Source organism: Arthrobacter cupressi (assembly GCF_900099975.1).
Classification (GTDB): Bacteria; Actinomycetota; Actinomycetes; order Actinomycetales; family Micrococcaceae; genus Arthrobacter; species Arthrobacter cupressi.
Genome location: NZ_FNEI01000023.1, coordinates 16113 through 32261, shown reverse-complemented (window position 1 = coordinate 32261; position 16149 = coordinate 16113). Strand labels below are relative to the sequence as shown.

11 protein-coding genes and 1 pseudogene are annotated in these 16149 nt (G+C 68.1%); 4 read left to right on the top strand and 8 right to left on the bottom strand.

The genetic code is table 11. The features are described from left to right. The 6 genes and pseudogenes from BLP88_RS19200 to BLP88_RS18035 all read right to left on the bottom strand — a co-directional run. Positions 1-93, bottom strand: a pseudogene (locus BLP88_RS19200) (shikimate kinase); the annotation flags it as partial. Between the two features lie 335 nt (positions 94-428). After that, on the bottom strand, positions 429-1424 hold the full coding sequence (locus BLP88_RS18055) for a DegV family protein (protein WP_084111351.1): 996 nt from the start codon (positions 1422-1424) through the stop codon (positions 429-431). Positions 1425-1511: 87 nt separating this feature from the next. Further along, positions 1512-4040: a leucine--tRNA ligase gene (gene leuS, locus BLP88_RS18050; RefSeq protein ID WP_074591512.1), complete on the bottom strand. Its 2529-nt coding sequence runs from the start codon at positions 4038-4040 to the stop codon at positions 1512-1514. Between the two features lie 296 nt (positions 4041-4336). Further along, positions 4337-5851, bottom strand: coding sequence for a glycerol kinase GlpK (glpK, locus tag BLP88_RS18045; RefSeq protein WP_074591511.1), 1515 nt, complete (start codon positions 5849-5851; stop codon positions 4337-4339). A 49-nt stretch (positions 5852-5900) separates the two neighbouring features. Next, a complete protein-coding gene (locus tag BLP88_RS18040) occupies positions 5901-6650 on the bottom strand; it encodes an MIP/aquaporin family protein (RefSeq protein WP_074591509.1) in 750 nt (249 codons plus the stop codon). Between the two features lie 165 nt (positions 6651-6815). After that, positions 6816-8570 carry a glycerol-3-phosphate dehydrogenase/oxidase gene (locus tag BLP88_RS18035; protein ID WP_074591507.1) on the bottom strand — a complete coding sequence of 585 codons (1755 nt, stop codon included), beginning with the start codon at positions 8568-8570 and terminating at the stop codon, positions 6816-6818. A gap of 124 nt (positions 8571-8694) precedes the next feature. Between BLP88_RS18035 and BLP88_RS18030 the strand changes: the two genes are divergently transcribed. Genes BLP88_RS18030 through BLP88_RS18015 form a run of 4 tightly spaced genes read left to right on the top strand, consistent with a single transcriptional unit; the run spans position 8695 to position 12626 of the window. After that, entirely contained in the window at positions 8695-9657 is a 963-nt protein-coding gene (locus BLP88_RS18030; protein WP_074591517.1) for a sugar-binding transcriptional regulator, read from the top strand. Positions 9658-9684: 27 nt separating this feature from the next. After that, positions 9685-10563 (top strand): aldo/keto reductase, encoded by an 879-nt coding sequence (locus tag BLP88_RS18025; RefSeq protein WP_074591505.1) that lies wholly within the window; start codon positions 9685-9687, stop codon positions 10561-10563. 39 nt (positions 10564-10602) lie between these two features. Then, positions 10603-11544, top strand: coding sequence for an alpha/beta fold hydrolase (locus tag BLP88_RS18020; protein WP_074591503.1), 942 nt, complete (start codon positions 10603-10605; stop codon positions 11542-11544). After that, positions 11541-12626, top strand: coding sequence for a glycosyltransferase family 4 protein (locus tag BLP88_RS18015; protein ID WP_074591501.1), 1086 nt, complete (start codon positions 11541-11543; stop codon positions 12624-12626). The genes BLP88_RS18020 and BLP88_RS18015 overlap by 4 nt, the downstream gene beginning before the upstream one ends. Positions 12627-12641: 15 nt before the next feature. Here the strand turns inward: BLP88_RS18015 and BLP88_RS18010 are convergent, their stop codons facing one another. Then, positions 12642-14756 carry a primosomal protein N' gene (locus BLP88_RS18010; RefSeq protein ID WP_074591515.1) on the bottom strand — a complete coding sequence of 705 codons (2115 nt, stop codon included), beginning with the start codon at positions 14754-14756 and terminating at the stop codon, positions 12642-12644. A gap of 126 nt (positions 14757-14882) precedes the next feature. Further along, entirely contained in the window at positions 14883-16109 is a 1227-nt protein-coding gene (gene metK, locus BLP88_RS18005; protein WP_074591500.1) for a methionine adenosyltransferase, read from the bottom strand. Between the last annotated feature and the right edge of the window lie 40 nt (positions 16110-16149).

Genomic DNA, 16149 nt, shown 5'->3' with positions numbered 1-16149 from the left:
CCGCGCCGCGAACAGGGTCTCCCAGCGGGCCATCGCGTCACCGGCGAGCAGCGGGCGGGCGCTGTTCCGGGCGATGCGCTCGGCCACCGTGTCGGGCCGGGACCCGCCATGACACCCGCCAACGTACGCGGCCCGGCGGACCACTGTCCCGTCCGAATTCATGCACATCACGGTCCGGCCGCGGCAGCAATGGCTCCTCGTTCGCACCGGACCCCGCCCGGTCGGAAAGTTCCGCTGCCCCGAAGGGTTCCGTGGCGCCCAGACGCGACCTCAGCCGGCGCCTGGCTGTGCTTGCGGCATCCTCGGCTTGCGGGTCCTGGTTCCGGCGCGGCATGACACCGAGCCTAGGTTCCTCGCGGCGGGTCGGCCGCCGGAGGGGACAGCTATGTGGAAAGACGCGCCGAGGCGGCGGTTGTGGAGGGAGAGAGCTATTGCTCCGCGACGACGGCGCCGGGTGTGCTGCTTTCGCCAACAATCACCGCGAGCACGCCGAGGCCCGCATGGGCTCCGAGCACTGCGGGCAGGGCGCTGAGCTGCGCTTCGGGGGTCTCCGGGCAAACCGCCGCCAGCCTCCCCACCAGCCCCTCGGCCTCGGCGAGGTTCCCGAAATGGTGGACCGCGAGCCTGGCCGAGCCGGCTGGCCGGGCCGCCACGTCGGCGGCAACGATCTCTTCCAGTCGCGCGATCGCTTTCGCGGCGGAGCGGACTTTTTCGAGCGGCACGATCCGGCCGCCGTCGACCGCGAGGATCGGTTTGATGGCGAGCATTGTGCCCAACAGGGACGCGGCGGCGCCGATCCGGCCGCCACGGCGCAGCTGCTCGAGGCTCGGGACATAGAAGTAGACCTTGGTGCGGCGGAGGCGTTCCTCGGCGAAGTCACGGACCGCTTCGGCAGAGCGGCCGTCCGCGGCAGCCAGGAGCGCGCTCTGCACGCCCATGCCCTGGGCCATGCCGACCGTGCGGGAATCGAGCACCTCCACCGGGATGGGGACACGCCCGGCGGCCAGGGTGGCAGCCTCGACCGTACCGGAGAGCTCGGCGGAAATGTGGATGGACACCACCGACTCGAAACCGCGCGCCGCCGCGGCCAGGTACGCCTGCTCGAACTGTCCGGGCGACGGCCGGGAGGTCTTCACCGCCGACCCGGAAGCCAAGGCCAGGGCCAGGGTGGTCGTGATGTCGTCTTCGCCTTCGCCGAAGATCTCCTCGCCCACCATGACCGGCATCGGAACCACAGCCAGGCGGCCGTCGGCCACGAAGGCCTTCACCCAGTCGGCGGGCAGCGCAGCCGCGGAGTCGGTCACGACGGCGGTGCGGACAACCGTGGGCGCCGCACCGGCGGTGCGTCCCGGCGTCGTCGTTCCCCGGAGGCGGGGTAGTCGCTGTTTCAGCCACAGCCACGCGGGTGGTTCGCGGTCCGGCACAGGCACCTCCTGGACTGGTCGGCGCTCCAAGCGCGACGGGCTGGCTGGTCAAAAGGCCGCCGGCCGGAAGCCGGCGGCCTTTCCCGGCTAGGCCGGGACGATGTTCACCAGTTTGGGGGCCCGCACGATCACAGTGCGGATGCCACGCCCATCGAGTGCGCGTTGGACGTTTTCGCTGGCCAGGGCCAGTTCGCGCAGCGCGTCCTCCGCAATTTCCGGGGATACCTCGAGGCGGTCGCGGACCTTGCCCTGTACCTGGACGACGGCGGTGACCGTTTCCTGGACCAACAGGGACGCGTCGTGGACCGGCCAGCCGGCGTTGGCGACGGAGGCGGGGTGGCCCAGCTGGTTCCAGAGATCCTCGGCCGTGTACGGGGCGAAGAGGCTCAGGATCACGGCCACGGCCTCGGCGGCTTCGCGGACGGCAGGGTCCGCCCCGCCGGCGCCGGAGTCGATGGTCTTGCGGGTGGCATTGACCAGTTCCATCAGTTTGGCCACGACGACGTTGAACTTGTTGTTGTCCAGCAGTTCCGCGGCTTCGGCGATGGTGCGGTGGGTGACGGCACGCAGGGCGCGGTCGCCGGCGGAGAAGTCGACGCCCGGTTCACTGCCGACATCCTGGCCGAGCCGCCAGGCGCGGGCAAGGAACTTCGCCGAACCGGCCGGCGAAACGTCCGCCCAGTCGACGTCGTCTTCCGGCGGGGAGGCGAAGATCATGGTCAGGCGGACGGCGTCGACGCCGAACTTGTCCAGCTGCTCACCGAGGTCCACGCCATTGCCGAGGGATTTACTCATGGCCTTGCCGCCGTTGAGCACCTGGCCCTGGTTCAGGAGGGCGCTGAACGGTTCGTCCGCGTCCAGCAGGCCCATGTCGTGCACCACCTTGGTGAAGAAGCGGGCATAGAGCAGGTGCAGGATGGCGTGTTCGACGCCGCCGACGTACTGGCCGACCGGCATCCATTCGTTGATCTTCGCCGGGTCGAAGGGGCCGTCGGTGTAGTGCGGGGAGACGAAGCGCAGGAAGTACCAGGAGGAGTCCACGAAGGTGTCCATGGTGTCCGTGTCGCGCTGCGCGGCACGGCCGCAGTTGGGGCATTCCACGTTGACCCATTCCGCGGCGGCGGCCAGCGGGGAGGTGCCCTTCGGGGCGAGGGCTTCGCCGCGCAGGTCCGAGGGCAGCACGACGGGCAACTGCTCGTCCGGGACGGGAACCTCGCCGCATTCGGCGCAGTGGATGATCGGGATCGGGGTGCCCCAGAAGCGCTGGCGGCTCAGCAACCAGTCGCGCAGGCGGAAGTTCACGAACTTCTCGCCGGTGCCGAGCTTCTCGAGGATGTCGATGGCGGCGGGGATGGCCTCGGCCTTGGACAGGCCGTCCAGCTCGCCGGAGTTCTGCAGGGTGCCTTCGCCGGAGGTGGCGACGCCGCTTTCCGCCGGGTCCTCGGCGCCGGTGTCCAGGACGGCCCGGACCGGCAGCCCGAAGGCCTTGGCGAAGTCGAGGTCACGCTGGTCGTGGGCCGGAACCGCCATGATGGCGCCGGTGCCGTAGTCGGCCAGAACGTAATCGGCGGCCCAGACGGGCAGCTTCTCGCCATTGAGCGGGTTGATGGCGTAGCGGCCGGTGAAGACGCCGGTCTTTTCGCGCTCGGTTGACTGGCGCTCGATTTCGGAGAGCGCCTTGACCTTCTCGCGGTAGGCCATCAGTTCGTCGTGCTGTTCAGGGGTGACCAGGTCCAGGGCCAGGTGGGCGTCTGCCGCGACGACGAAGAAAGTTGCGCCGTACAGGGTGTCCGGGCGGGTGGTGAAGACAGTGACTTCCTTTTCGGGGCGGCCGCCGGCGGCTTCGATGACGAAGCGCACGTGGGCGCCCTCGGAGCGGCCGATCCAGTTCCGCTGCATGGCCAGCACCCGCTCGGGCCAGTGGCCCTGCAGTTCAGACATGTCATCGAGCAGGCGGTCGGCGTACTCGGTGATCTTGAAGTACCACTGGTTCAGCGACTTCTTGGTTACCGGAGTGCCGCAGCGTTCGCAGGCGCCGTTGACGACCTGTTCGTTCGCCAGCACGGTCAGGTCCTTCGGGCACCAGTTGACCGGGGAATCCTTGCGGTAGGCCAGGCCGCGCTCGTAGAAGCGCTTGAACAGCCACTGGGTCCAGCGGTAGTACTCCGGGTCCGAGGTGTGCAGGCGGCGGGACCAGTCGGCGGAAATGGCGTACCGCTTGAACGAGGCCGCCTGGGTATCAATGTTCGTGTAGGTCCACTCGCTCGGGTGGGCATTGCGCTTGATGGCGGCGTTCTCGGCGGGCAGACCGAAGGAGTCCCAGCCGATCGGGTGCAGGACGTCGAAGCCCTTCTGGCGCAGGTACCGGGCAACGACGTCGCCCATGGCGAATGCCTCGGCGTGGCCCATGTGCAGGTCGCCGGAGGGATACGGGAACATGTCCAGCACGTAGCGACGCTCGCGGGAGCCATCATCCACGGGGGTGAAGACCTTGAGGTCTTCCCACACCTGCGGCCATTTGGCCTCCATCGCGGCGAAGCTGTAGACACCCTCTTCGGGGGTGTCCGCCGTACCTGCCTGTGCTGCTCCGGTTTCGGTCTCCGGGTGAACGCTCACTGCTGCCCTCTTCTGTTCTTCTTTGGCGGTATTGCCTCCTCCTGCAGCCCCGGGACATGCCCGGACACACAAAAGCCCCTCGACAGGGAGGGGCGGCCGCTCGGTAAGTCCGGTACCGGGCGGCTAGCTAAGCAGAAGGATCGCACGCATAAACACACTCTATCGCACCAATGCCATGGCCCGGGCGCCGGTACTACGCAAGCAGCCGAAGGGGCCGGAGACTCCCCGCCATGGTGTGGTGGGCACCGCGAAGCGGGCGGGCGGGAGTCACCGGCCCCGAAGGCCAGAGGCTGGAACTACTTAACGTCCTCGTCCACCCAGTCCATCGACTTGGTGACGGCCTTCTTCCAGAGGCGCAACTGCCGCTCCTGCTCCTCCACCGGCAACTGCGGCTCCCAGCGCTTGTCCTCGCCCCAGTTCGCGGACAGTTCGCCGAGGTCCTTCCAGAAGCCGACGGCGAGGCCGGCCGCGTAGGCCGCGCCCAAGGCCGTGGTTTCCACGACCTTGGGACGGACGACGGGGACGCCCAGGATGTCCGCCTGGAACTGCATGAGCGCCTCGTTGGCGACCATGCCGCCGTCGACCTTCAGCTCAGTGAGCGGAACGCCGGAGTCCGCGTTGACTGCGTCGAGCACTTCACGGGTCTGGAAGGCGGTGGCCTCCAGGGCCGCGCGGGCGATGTGTCCCTTGTTGGCGTAGCGGGTCAGGCCCACGATGGCGCCGCGGGCGTCTGCCCGCCAGTACGGGGCGAACAGGCCGGAGAAGGCCGGGACGATGTACACGCCGCCGTTGTCCTTGACGGCCGCGGCAAGGGTCTCGACCTCGGGCGCGGTCGAAATCATGCCCAGGTTGTCGCGCAGCCACTGGATCAGGGACCCGGTGACGGCGATGGAGCCTTCCAGCGCGTAGTGCGGCTTGTCGTTGCCCAGCTTGTACCCCAGCGTGGTCAGCAGGCCGTTCTTCGAGTGGACGATTTCCTCGCCCGTGTTGAAGATCAGGAAGCAGCCAGTGCCGTAGGTGTTCTTCGCTTCACCGGGCTGGAACGCCGCCTGTCCGAAGGTGGCGGCCTGCTGGTCGCCGAGGATACCGGCCACCGGGACCTCCCGGAGCAGCTGGGAGCTGTGGACCTGCCCGTACACCTCAGAGGAGGAGAGGATGGCCGGCATCATGGACGCCGGAACTCCGAAGGCGTCCAGGATCTCCTGGTCCCACTGCAGCGTTTCCAGGTCCATGAACATGGTGCGGGAGGCATTGGTGACGTCCGTGGCGTGCACGCCGCCGTCGGGGCCGCCGGTCAGGTTCCAGAGCACCCAGGCGTCGGTGTTGCCGAAGATCAGGTCCCCGGCTTCGGCCTTCTCACGGGCGCCTTCCACGTTGTCCAGGATCCACTTGATCTTGGTGCCGGAGAAGTAGGTGGCCAGGGGCAGGCCCACCTTCTGCTTGAAGCGCTCCACTCCCCCGTCGGAGGCGAGTTCGTCCACGATCGGCTGGGTGCGGGTGTCCTGCCAGACGATGGCGTTGTAGATCGGTTCGCCGGTGTTCTTGTCCCAGACGACGGCGGTCTCCCGCTGGTTGGTGATGCCGACGGCGGCGATGTCGTGGCGGGTGAGGCTCGCCTTGGAGAGCGCCGAGCCGATGACCTCCCGCACGTTGTCCCAGATTTCCACCGGGTTGTGTTCCACCCAGCCGGCGTGGGGGAAGATCTGTTCGTGCTCCATCTGGCCGGTGGAGACGATGTTTCCGGTGTGGTCGAACACGATGGCGCGCGAGCTGGTGGTGCCCTGGTCAATGGCGATTACGTACTGGTTCACGATGACGTCCTTGTCTGTCCGGTGTTGTTCGGTCTGCTGTGTTTGGAGGTTACTTGGCTGTGGTGGCGATGATGGGGACCCAGAGTGCCACGAGGCCGGCGAGGGTGCCACCGATCAGTGGGCCGGCCACGGGAATCCAGGAGTACGCCCAGTCGCTGGAACCCTTGCCCTTGATGGGCAGGACGGCGTGGGCGATGCGTGGCCCAAGGTCACGTGCCGGGTTGATGGCGTAGCCGGTGGGACCGCCCAGGGAGACACCGATGCCGACAACCAGCAGCGCCACGGCCAGAGGTCCGAGGCCCGAGGGGGTTCCGCCGAAGGTCAGGATGACGAAGACCAGCACGAAGGTGCCGATGATTTCGGTGACCAGGTTCCACGGCAGGGCGCGGATGGCGGGTCCGGTGGAGAAAACGCCCAGCTTGTTGGCGGCCACCGGTTCGGCGTCGAAGTGCTGCTTGTGGGCCAGCCAGGAGACCACGGCGCCGAGGAAGGCGCCGAGCAGTTCGCCGCCGAAGTACGTCAGGGTCGAGGCGAAATCCACGGCCACGCCCGGTGCGTATTCGGCTTTGCCGTTGACCAGGAGGCCCAGGGTGACCGCGGGGTTCAGGTGGGCACCGGACTTGGCGGCAACGAAGACGCCCGCGAAGACGGCGATGCCCCACCCCCAGGTGACCATCAGGAACCCGCCGTTGTTGCCCTTTGTGCCTTTCAGGGCCACGTTGGCCACGACGCCGCAGCCCAGCAGTGTCAGCATCGCTGTACCGAAGACTTCGGAAAGGAAAACAATTCCAAGAGACATCTTTGACTCCTCATTTTCGTCTATTGCGGCCCCGCGGGTTCAGGGGCGCCGCAATTTCTCTGGTGTGGCCGGGAGGGTGCGCCCGGCCGGGGCGGGGCGTCCATGCAAAGACGCCCCGCCACGGCTCCCGCACGGGTGGCGGGAACCGGATTCCACGTTCAGCCGTCAGGACACGAGGCTGTGTACCGTGACCCCGTGGAAATGCTGGAGCACGTCCCGGGCGTGCCCAATCTCGGCGGCCTTGCGGGCTTCGTCCCAACCCAGCGGAGCGGCCAGCACGGCGGCCAGTTCGTTGAGCAGTTCTCCCGTAACGAGTCCGCGGAAGGCCAGGGAGGTGCGGCGGATCAGCACATCCACGAGGTGGCCGATCTGTTCGTGCTCCGCCATGTACTGCAGTTCGCGCACGCTCAGCTCATGGGTGGAGCGCAGGAGTTCGTCGTGGCCCGCCCTCAGGTAGCCGAGGACTTCTTCGGCCCGGGTGCCGTAGCGGGCCAGGAGCCCGGCCACCCGCTCCGCACCGAACCCCGGCGACATGTGCCGCTTGATCCAGTCCTGCTCGCCTTCCTCCGTGGACGGGAAGGCGGCGCCGCCGCCGATGGCGAGTTTCGCCGTCGAAACCTTGCGTTCCATGCCCAGTTCGGCGAGCACCTCGTTGCTGAGGTGTTCGGCCAGGGCGCGGAAGGTGGTCCATTTGCCCCCCACCAGGGAAAGCACGACGGCGGAACCCGGCCCCGCGGGGACGTTCCGCTCGATGCGGTAATCGCGGGAGACGAAACCCGGCTGGGTGTCGTCGTGGCGGGGCAGTGGCCGGACACCGGAAAAGCTGTAGACGATCTGGCTGTGGTCCACCGTGATGGTGGGGAAGACGTGCCCCACGAGTTCGAAGAAGTAGTCGATCTCCTGCTCCGTGCAGACGGCGTCCTCGGCCATGTTGGCGTCGACGTCGGTGGTGCCGACCAGGACCCGGTCGCCCATCGGGTAGATCAGCACGATCCGGCCGTCGGTGTGCTCGAAGAAGATCTCCCGGCCGTTGCACGCGGCGAGCAGTTCCGGGTGGTCCAGGACAATGTGCGAGCCCTTGGTGCCGCCCATGAAGCTGCTCGGCTGGCCGAGCGCGTTGTTGGTCAGGTCGACCCAGGCGCCGGTGGTGTTCACGATGACGTCGGCGCGGAAGGTGAATTCCCCGCCGGTGAGTTCGTCACGCAGCCGGGCTTCGCCGTCGGACATCGACACGAGCGACACATAGTTGGCGGCACGGGCGGAACCGCCGCTCAGCGCGCCGAGCGCGCCGGCCTTCGCGCCGTCCTGCAGCACGTCCAGGGTGAGCCGCTCCGGGTTGTGCACGGAGGCGTCGAAGTAGGTGGCCGTGTACTTGACCCGGGGGTCCAGGGCGGGAAGTTCTGCCAGGGCTGCTTCCCGGCCGCGGAACTGGTGCCGCGGGACGCTGCCGCCGGCGCGGGAGAAGGAGTCGTACAGGCTCAGTCCGAGCTTGATGAGGAAGGCGCCGCGTTCCTTCGGCTTGCCCTGCTTGTGGGTGAGGAAACGCAGGGGCGCAGACAGGACACCCGAGAAGGTGCTGAAGATGGGAATGGTGGTTTGCAGCGGCTTGACGTAGTGGGGGGCGATCTTCAGCAGGCGGTTGCGTTCGACGACGGACTCGCGCACCAGCCGGAACTCGCCGTTCTCGAGGTAGCGGATGCCGCCGTGGATCATGTGCGAGGACGCCCCGCTGGCGCCCTGACAGAAATCGCCGCGTTCGACGAGGGCGACGTCCACGCCCTGCAGGGCGAGGTCGCGGAAGGTGCCGACGCCGTTGATCCCGCCGCCGATGATCAGTACCCGGGCCTGGGGGCGCTTGCGCAACGCTGCTGCCGAGGCCCGCTCACCTGCCGCGGAAGGGGTGTTCGTGGTGTGTCCCAAAACTTCTCTCCTGGGGCTGGGGGTTGTGCGCCCATCACGCCGGGCGCATCTTGCACACCCAATTCTTTGGAATGATGGAAAATGAATTCAAGCTATTTGCACAAACGTGCAGAACGGAATTGAGATGCCACGCTCCCGACACTCGGATGCGCTCCGCGCCGCCCAGATGTACTACCTGCAGGACCTGACGATGGACGCCATCGCACGGGAACTGCGGACCTCCCGCTCCACCGTTTCGCGCCTGTTGTCCTCCGCCCGGGATACCGGTCTGGTTCAGGTCCAGATCCGCAGCCCCCTGGATTCGGCCCCCGAACTGGAACGGATGATCCGCGAGCAACACAATGTGGATGTCCACGTGGTCCCCGTGCTGGACACACTGAACGAAGCCGAAACCCTGGACCGGGTGGCGATGCAGGCCGCCCGGACGATCGGCCCGCTCGTCGACTCGAACGCGATCATCGGGATCGCATGGGGGGCCACCATCAGTGCCGTGAGCCGGCACCTGACCCGCAAGATCACCCACGACAGCATCGTGGTCCAGCTCAACGGCGCCGGAAACATGCAGACCACCGGCATCACCTACGCGAGCGACATCATGCGCCGCTTCGGAATCGCCTACGGTGCACGCGTGGAACAGTTCCCGGTGCCCGCGTTCTTCGACCACGCCTCGACCAAGACCGCGATGTGGAAGGAACGCAGCGTGCGGCGCGTGCTGGATCTCCAGGACCGGATGAGCATCGCCATCTTCGGTGTCGGGTCCGTGGATTCCTCCTACCCCAGCCACGTGTACGCCGGCGGCTACCTGGATGAGAACGACCTCAAGCTGCTTGCCGGTTCGGACGTGGTGGGCGATGTCGCCACCGTGTTCTTCCGTGCGGATGGCTCCTCCGACGGGATCACCTTGAACGAAAGGAGCACCGGACCCAGCCATGAACAGCTCCGCCAGGTACGGCGCCGCATCTGCGTCGTTTCCGGCGCATCCAAGATCGATGGCCTGCGCGGGGCGCTCGCGGCACGGCTCGCCACGGACCTGATCGTGGACGAGGCCACGGCGCGGCGGCTGGTGGGCTTTGGTGACTCCGCGTGAGCCGGGCGGATGGGTAGAGTCTTTGCTATGAAACCCTCGCCGCGCCTCAGCCTCAACAACGGTGTCCTGATCGACCAGCTGGGGTTCGGCCTGTACAAGGTCCCTCCGGCCGCTGCGGCCGGCTTGGTGTCCACCGCCATCGGCGCCGGATACCGGCACTTCGATACCGCGGCGATGTACGGCAACGAAACCGGCGTGGGCAAGGGAATCGGGCGCGCGCTCGCCCCGTCCGGGAGCTACGAGGACACCGGCGGCTCCGGCGAGGAATTCCACGCCCTTTCCCGCAGCGATATCTTCGTCACCACCAAACTGTGGAACGACGACCAGGGCTACGACGCCACGCTGCGGGCCTTCGACGAGTCGATGACAAGGCTTGGCCTGGACCACGTGGACCTGTATCTGATCCACTGGCCGTGCGCCGCCCGCGGGCTGTTCAAGGAAAGCTACAAGGCCATGGAAACCCTGTACCGTGAAGGCCGCGTCCGGGCCATCGGTGTTTCCAACTTCCAGGCAGCACACCTGGAAGCCCTCATGGAGTCGGCGGAGGTAGTGCCCGCGGTCAACCAGATCGAACTGCACCCGTGGCTGCAGCAGGGAAGGCTGCGGACCTTGCACGATCAGCTCGGCATCCGCACCGAGGCCTGGAGCCCGCTGGGCCGCGGCCACGTGCTGGCGGACCCGGCCATCCTGGCGCTCGCCGAAAAACACGGCAGGACGCCGGCGCAGATCGTCATCCGCTGGCACCTGCAACTGGGCAACATCGTCATCCCGAAGGCGAGCTCCGGCGCCCGCATCGAGGAGAATTTCCGGGTCTTCGACTTCCAGTTGCCGGCCGAGGACATGGACGGGCTGGGCTCCCTCGAACGGCACCACCGCACGGGTTCGCACCCGGACGATGTCAATTAAGAAGAGCTGTCAATCAGACCCTGCATAAGGATCACACGCATGGAACAACTGGACACCGGCCGCTCCGGTCCCGCACGGGATCCGCAGGCCTTCTTCAGCCCGTCCCTCGCCGGACGGACGCGGGCCTCGGACCTGGAGCTCGACGGCGGCACGGTCGCCTATTGGTGTTACGAGCCCGTCAGCACCACACCCGCCACCCGCACGGTCCTGGTGATCCACGGGTTCCGCGGCGACCACCATGGGCTGCTCCGGGTGGTCGACATGCTGCCGGAGATGCGCGTGATCGTCCCGGACCTGCCCGGGTTCGGCAGTTCCGACGCTTTCGTCCGGGACGAACACACCGTGGAGCGCTACGGGAAGTTCATCGCCGAGTTCATGGCGGCGCTCGGGCTCGGACCGGACACCGTGCTGCTGGGGCATTCCTTCGGTTCGATCATCACCAGCCACTTCGCCGCGGCGAATCCCGGCGCGGTCACTCCCCTGGTGTTGATCAACCCCATCGCCACGCCGGCCCTCGAAGGCCCCAAGGGCATCATGACCAAGCTTGCGGTCTTCTATTACCGCTTGTCCGCCAGGCTTCCCCGGCCACTGGGCCTGGCGATCCTGCGGAACCGGCTGATCGTGCGCGTCATGAGCGAGACCATGGCCAAGACACGGGACAAGCAACTGCGCGGCTTCGTCCATGCCCAGCACGATGCCTACTTCTCCGCCTTCGCGGACCGGAACAGCCTGCTTGAATCCTTCGAGGCCTCCGTTTCCAGCCATGTGGCCGAGGTGGCTTCACGGCTTGAGCTGCCGGTCCTGCTCATCGCCGGCGAAAAGGACGAGATCGCCACCTTGCCGGCCCAGCACAAGCTGCTCGAACGGCTGCCGGACGCGCAGCTCGTGGTGATTCCCGGCGTCGGGCACTTGATCCATTACGAAACGCCGGAACCCGCAGCCGCAGCCATCCGCACCTTCCTGGAGGAACACCCCGCGTGAAGATCGTCATCGACGCCCGTTTTACCCGGACCGACCACCACGACGGAATCAGCCGGTACGGCTCCAGCCTCATCGCGGCCACCGCCAAAATCGCCGACGTGACGATGCTGATCAGCGACCCACGCCAGCTCGCCCTGCTCCCCGACGTCCCGCATGTGCTCGTCAACAGCCCGTTGTCGCCGATGGAACTGTTCGTCGCCCGGGAAGTCAACAAGCTCGGCGCCGACGTGGTGGTCTGCCCCATGCAGACGATGGGCACCCTGGGCCGCAAATACGGGCTGGTCCTGACCCTCCACGACCTCATCTACTACGAACACCCCGCTCCCCCCGGTTTCCTGCCCGCACCGGTGCGGCTGCTGTGGCGTCTCTACCACAAGGCCTTCTGGCCGCAGCGGGTCCTGCTGAACCGGGCCGACGTCGTGGCGACCATCAGCCACACCACCGAAGCCCTGATGGCCAAGTACCGCCTGACCAGCCGGCCGGTGCGGATCGTTGGGAACGCCCCCCAGCCGGGACAGCAGCCCCGCGACCCCGGGGCCGGCGCCGAGAAGTCCCTGCTCTACATGGGGTCCTTCATGCCGTACAAGAACGTGGAGACGATGATCCGCGGCATGGCCGGGCTTCCCGATTTCACCCTGCACCTGCTCAGCCGGATCACGCCGCAGCGCCGGGCCGAACTGGAGGCGCTGGTGCCCGCGGGCGCGGACGTCCGCTTCCACAACGGCGTCACCGACGAGGAATACAGTGCTCTGCTGGCCAAGGCGACCGCCTTGGTGAGCCTGTCCCGGGCCGAGGGCTACGGCCTCCCGCTGGTCGAAGCCATGTCCCTGGGCACCCCGGTGATCGCCAGCGACATCCCGATTTTCCGTGAGGTCGGCTCCGACGCTGCCAGCTACGTGGACCCGGATTCGCCTGCCGCGTTCACGGCCGCGGTCCAGCAACTGCGGGACGGCGGGTTCTGGCAGAAGCGTTCCCGGCGTTCCGTGGAGCGCGCGGCGGATTTCAGCTGGGAGGATTCGGCCCGGCAACTGCTCGCGGTGGCGGATGAAATCGTGGCCATGCGCGGCAGGAAGCGCCGCTGACGGCGTCTTCCGCCGCTACAGCACGTCCACGCCGTCGAGCCGGAGCTGGACGGGACCTGCGGTCCGTTTCGCCGCACTCGCGGCTTTGACCGCGCGCATGGCCTTGGTGGCCCGGGCCGCCTGCCCATAGGGAATGAACAGCAGGGTGCGGACGTCCGCCTCTCCAGCCTGGCTGCCCTGACGGGCGGCCGACACCGAGAGCGGCGAAGGCCCGACGGTGCGCAGCTGCAGTGAGCTTTCCAGGGCGCCGGTGAAATGTACGACGTCGGCGCGAGGCCCGGTGACTGAGGCCACCCGGACGGCGGGAGGCAGTTTCAGTTCCTGCCGCAGCTCCAGTTCCCGGGCGGCAAAACCGGCCGGGTCCCAGCGCAGCAAGGCGCCCGTGGCGGTGCTGTCATCCGCCGTGACCACGACGAGTCCGCCCTCCGACGCCGGCCGGACCAGGGCGGCCGCATTGAACCAGCGCCGCACGGTGTCCTCGCCTGCCCGCAGGTTTTCGCGGCGGAGCAGTGAATCGCCATCCAGGAGCAGGGCGGCCGCGTAGCCTTCGTCGGCCACGGGTTCGGCGCCGATGGTCGCGACCACGAGGGCGGGCGCAGTACCCACCCTGGCCTTGACCTGGTCCCCGGACGAGGTGACCACAGTCTTCCCGGGGAAGGCGCGGCCGAGTTCTTCGGCGGTGCGCAGCACCCCGGCGGCGCCACGCCGCAGCCGCCGCCCGCCGCAGTGCCGGCACTGCCATTCGGGGGCGGGAGTGGAGCACCAGCGGCACTGTGGTGGCGAGGAGGGCCCCGTGACGGCCAGCGGCCCCTGGCAGTTGGTGCAGCGCGCCGGCGCGCGGCAGTCCTCACACACCAGGGACGGGGCGTAACCGGCCCGCGCCACCTGCACGAGCACCGGCCCGCGTTCCAGGCCTTCCTTTGCCGCGCGCCACGCCGCGCCGGGCAGCCGGGCGATGCGGGCCAGCGGGTCCCGCTCCTGTTCGAAGCTGTCGGCAGTGTTCAGGACCCGCGGGGTCCGGCTCCGGAGCACGGGCCGCGGAGCCTCCACGGCCGCTGCCCAGCCGGTACCCACGAGGCGCTGCAGTTCGGTGCTCCTGCTGTGCGCAGCCATCAGGCAGGCCGTCTTTTCCTGGTCGCTGCGCAGCAGCAGCACCTCGCGGCTGTGGGCATAGGGCGCGCGTTGGTCAATGTGGAGGTCGTCGCCGTCGTCCCAGCACACCACGAGGCCAAGGTCCCGCACCGGGGCGTACGCCGCCGAACGTGTGCCTACGGCGACGCGGGCGTCGCCGCGCAGCAGCCTCAGATAGTTCCGGTACCGGGGGGTCTGGCCGTCTTCGGCGGTGAGGCGAGCGACGTCCGCGGCCGGCAGCACCTCCAGGAGGGCCTTCTCCATCCGGTCCAGGTCCCGGTGGTCTGGAACCACGACGACAGCGCCCCGCCCCGAGGAGCGCACCGCGGCGACGGCGGCGGCCAGCAGCCGCGGCCAGCTGTCCGGGCCATAGCCCTGCACCGCCGTGAGGACGGCGTGCGGTGAACCGCCGGCTGCCAGATGCTGCAGGAAAGCCGGGCCGTTGCCGTAGGAGGACCAGCCTCCGGCCGCATCTGCCAAGCCGTCCACGCGGGCGCCGGAGTCATTGCCTTCGAGGGATTCCCCGGCGAGGTAGGCCTTTTCGACGCCGGCAACGCGGGGCGGGATGGCGGTGCGCAGGACGTCGCTCAGGGTGCCGGCGTAGCGCTCGGCGACCGCGGAGGCCAGGGCCAACAGGGACGGGCCCAGCACAGGAACGGCGGAAACCACTTTCAGCAGCGGTACCAGGGACGGGCCGCCGGGGGCGTAGGGCTTGCGCTCCAGGATGTATCCGCCGAGTTCCTGGCCGTTGAAGCGCACCTTGACGCGGACGCCGGGCAGCGCGGATTCGGCGAATTTGGCCGGCACGCTGTAGTCGAAGGGCCGGTCCAGGTGCGGCAGGGGCGATTCGATGAGTACCGCGGCCACCGGATCCACGGCGGCCGTTTCGGGCCCGCCCGCAGGTGCCTGCGCCGGGAATCCCTGCAGCAGGGAAGGCTGCCGCACGGAAGCCGCGGCGAAGGAATCCGCATCGAGCGGAAACAACCCGTGTTCGCCCATGGTCACCCCCTGCCCTCCGGCTCCTGCCCTTGCTTTGCTGGGACCAGCAAAGCATGGGGCACTGACATTTTCAGTGCCCCCTTCTTGCCCACGGGGGCGGAAAGGACGCGGGCCGGGCGGTGCGGCTCAGGCGTTGAAGAATTCCTTCAGCTCCGCCACCCGGTCCAGGCGTTCCCAGGTGAAGTCCGGCTCGTCCCGGCCGAAGTGGCCGTGGGCTGCGGTCTTGGTGTAGATGGGACGCTTCAGGTCGAGGGCGTCGATGATGGCGCGGGGGCGCAGGTCGAAGATCTCCGCGATGGCTTCGCTGATGCGGGCGGGATCGACGGTTTCGGTGCCGAAGGTTTCCACGTAGGTGCCCACGGGACGGGCCTGGCCGATGGCGTAGGCGATCTGAATCTCGGCGCGCCGGGCCAGTCCCGCGGCCACCACGTTCTTGGCCACCCAGCGCATCGCGTATGCGGCCGAGCGGTCCACCTTCGACGGGTCCTTGCCGGAGAAGGCACCGCCGCCGTGGCGGGAGAAGCCGCCGTAGGTGTCCACGATGATCTTGCGGCCGGTCAGGCCGGCGTCGCCCACCGGGCCGCCGATCACGAAGGCGCCGGCCGGGTTGAGGATGTGCGCCGCGCGGGAGGTGTCGAGTTCGGAGGCTTCCATCACCGGGCGGATGACGTGCTCGGCGAGGTCCGCGCGCAGCTGTTCGAGCCTGGTCTCCTGGGCGTGCTGGCTGGAGATCACCACGGTTTCGACCGAAACGGGACGGTCGCCGTCGTATCCGACGGTCACCTGGGTTTTGCCGTCCGGACGGAGGTAGGCAAGTTCGCCGCTTTTGCGGACATCGGTGAGGCGCTCGGAGAGGCGGTGTGCCAGCCAGATCGGGGTGGGCATGTAGGACGGGGTCTCATCGCTGGCGTAGCCGAACATGATGCCCTGGTCGCCGGCGCCCTGGAGGTCGTAGTCGTCCTCCTGGCGGCCTTCGCGGGCCTCGAGCGAGTTGAACACGCCGCCGGCGATGTCGTTGGACTGCTGGCCGATGGACACGGACACGCCGCAGCGTGCGCCGTCGAAACCGTTCGCGGAGGAGTCGTAGCCGATGCCGAGGATGGTCTCGCGGACGATCTGCGGAATCTCGACATAGGCGTCGGTGGTGACTTCACCGGCAACGTGCACCAGGCCGGTGGTGGCCATGGTCTCCACGGCGACGCGCGACTCCGGGTCGGCCGCGAGGAGGGCGTCGAGGATGGCGTCGCTGATCTGGTCGCAGATCTTGTCCGGATGCCCCTCGGTGACCGACTCCGAGGTGAAGAGCCGGAGCTTGGACGGATTTCCGTGGGCGTGGTGCAGGGGTAAAGTCACGTGACTACCTTACTTGTTTGAGGGAGAACGGCCGGTGCCG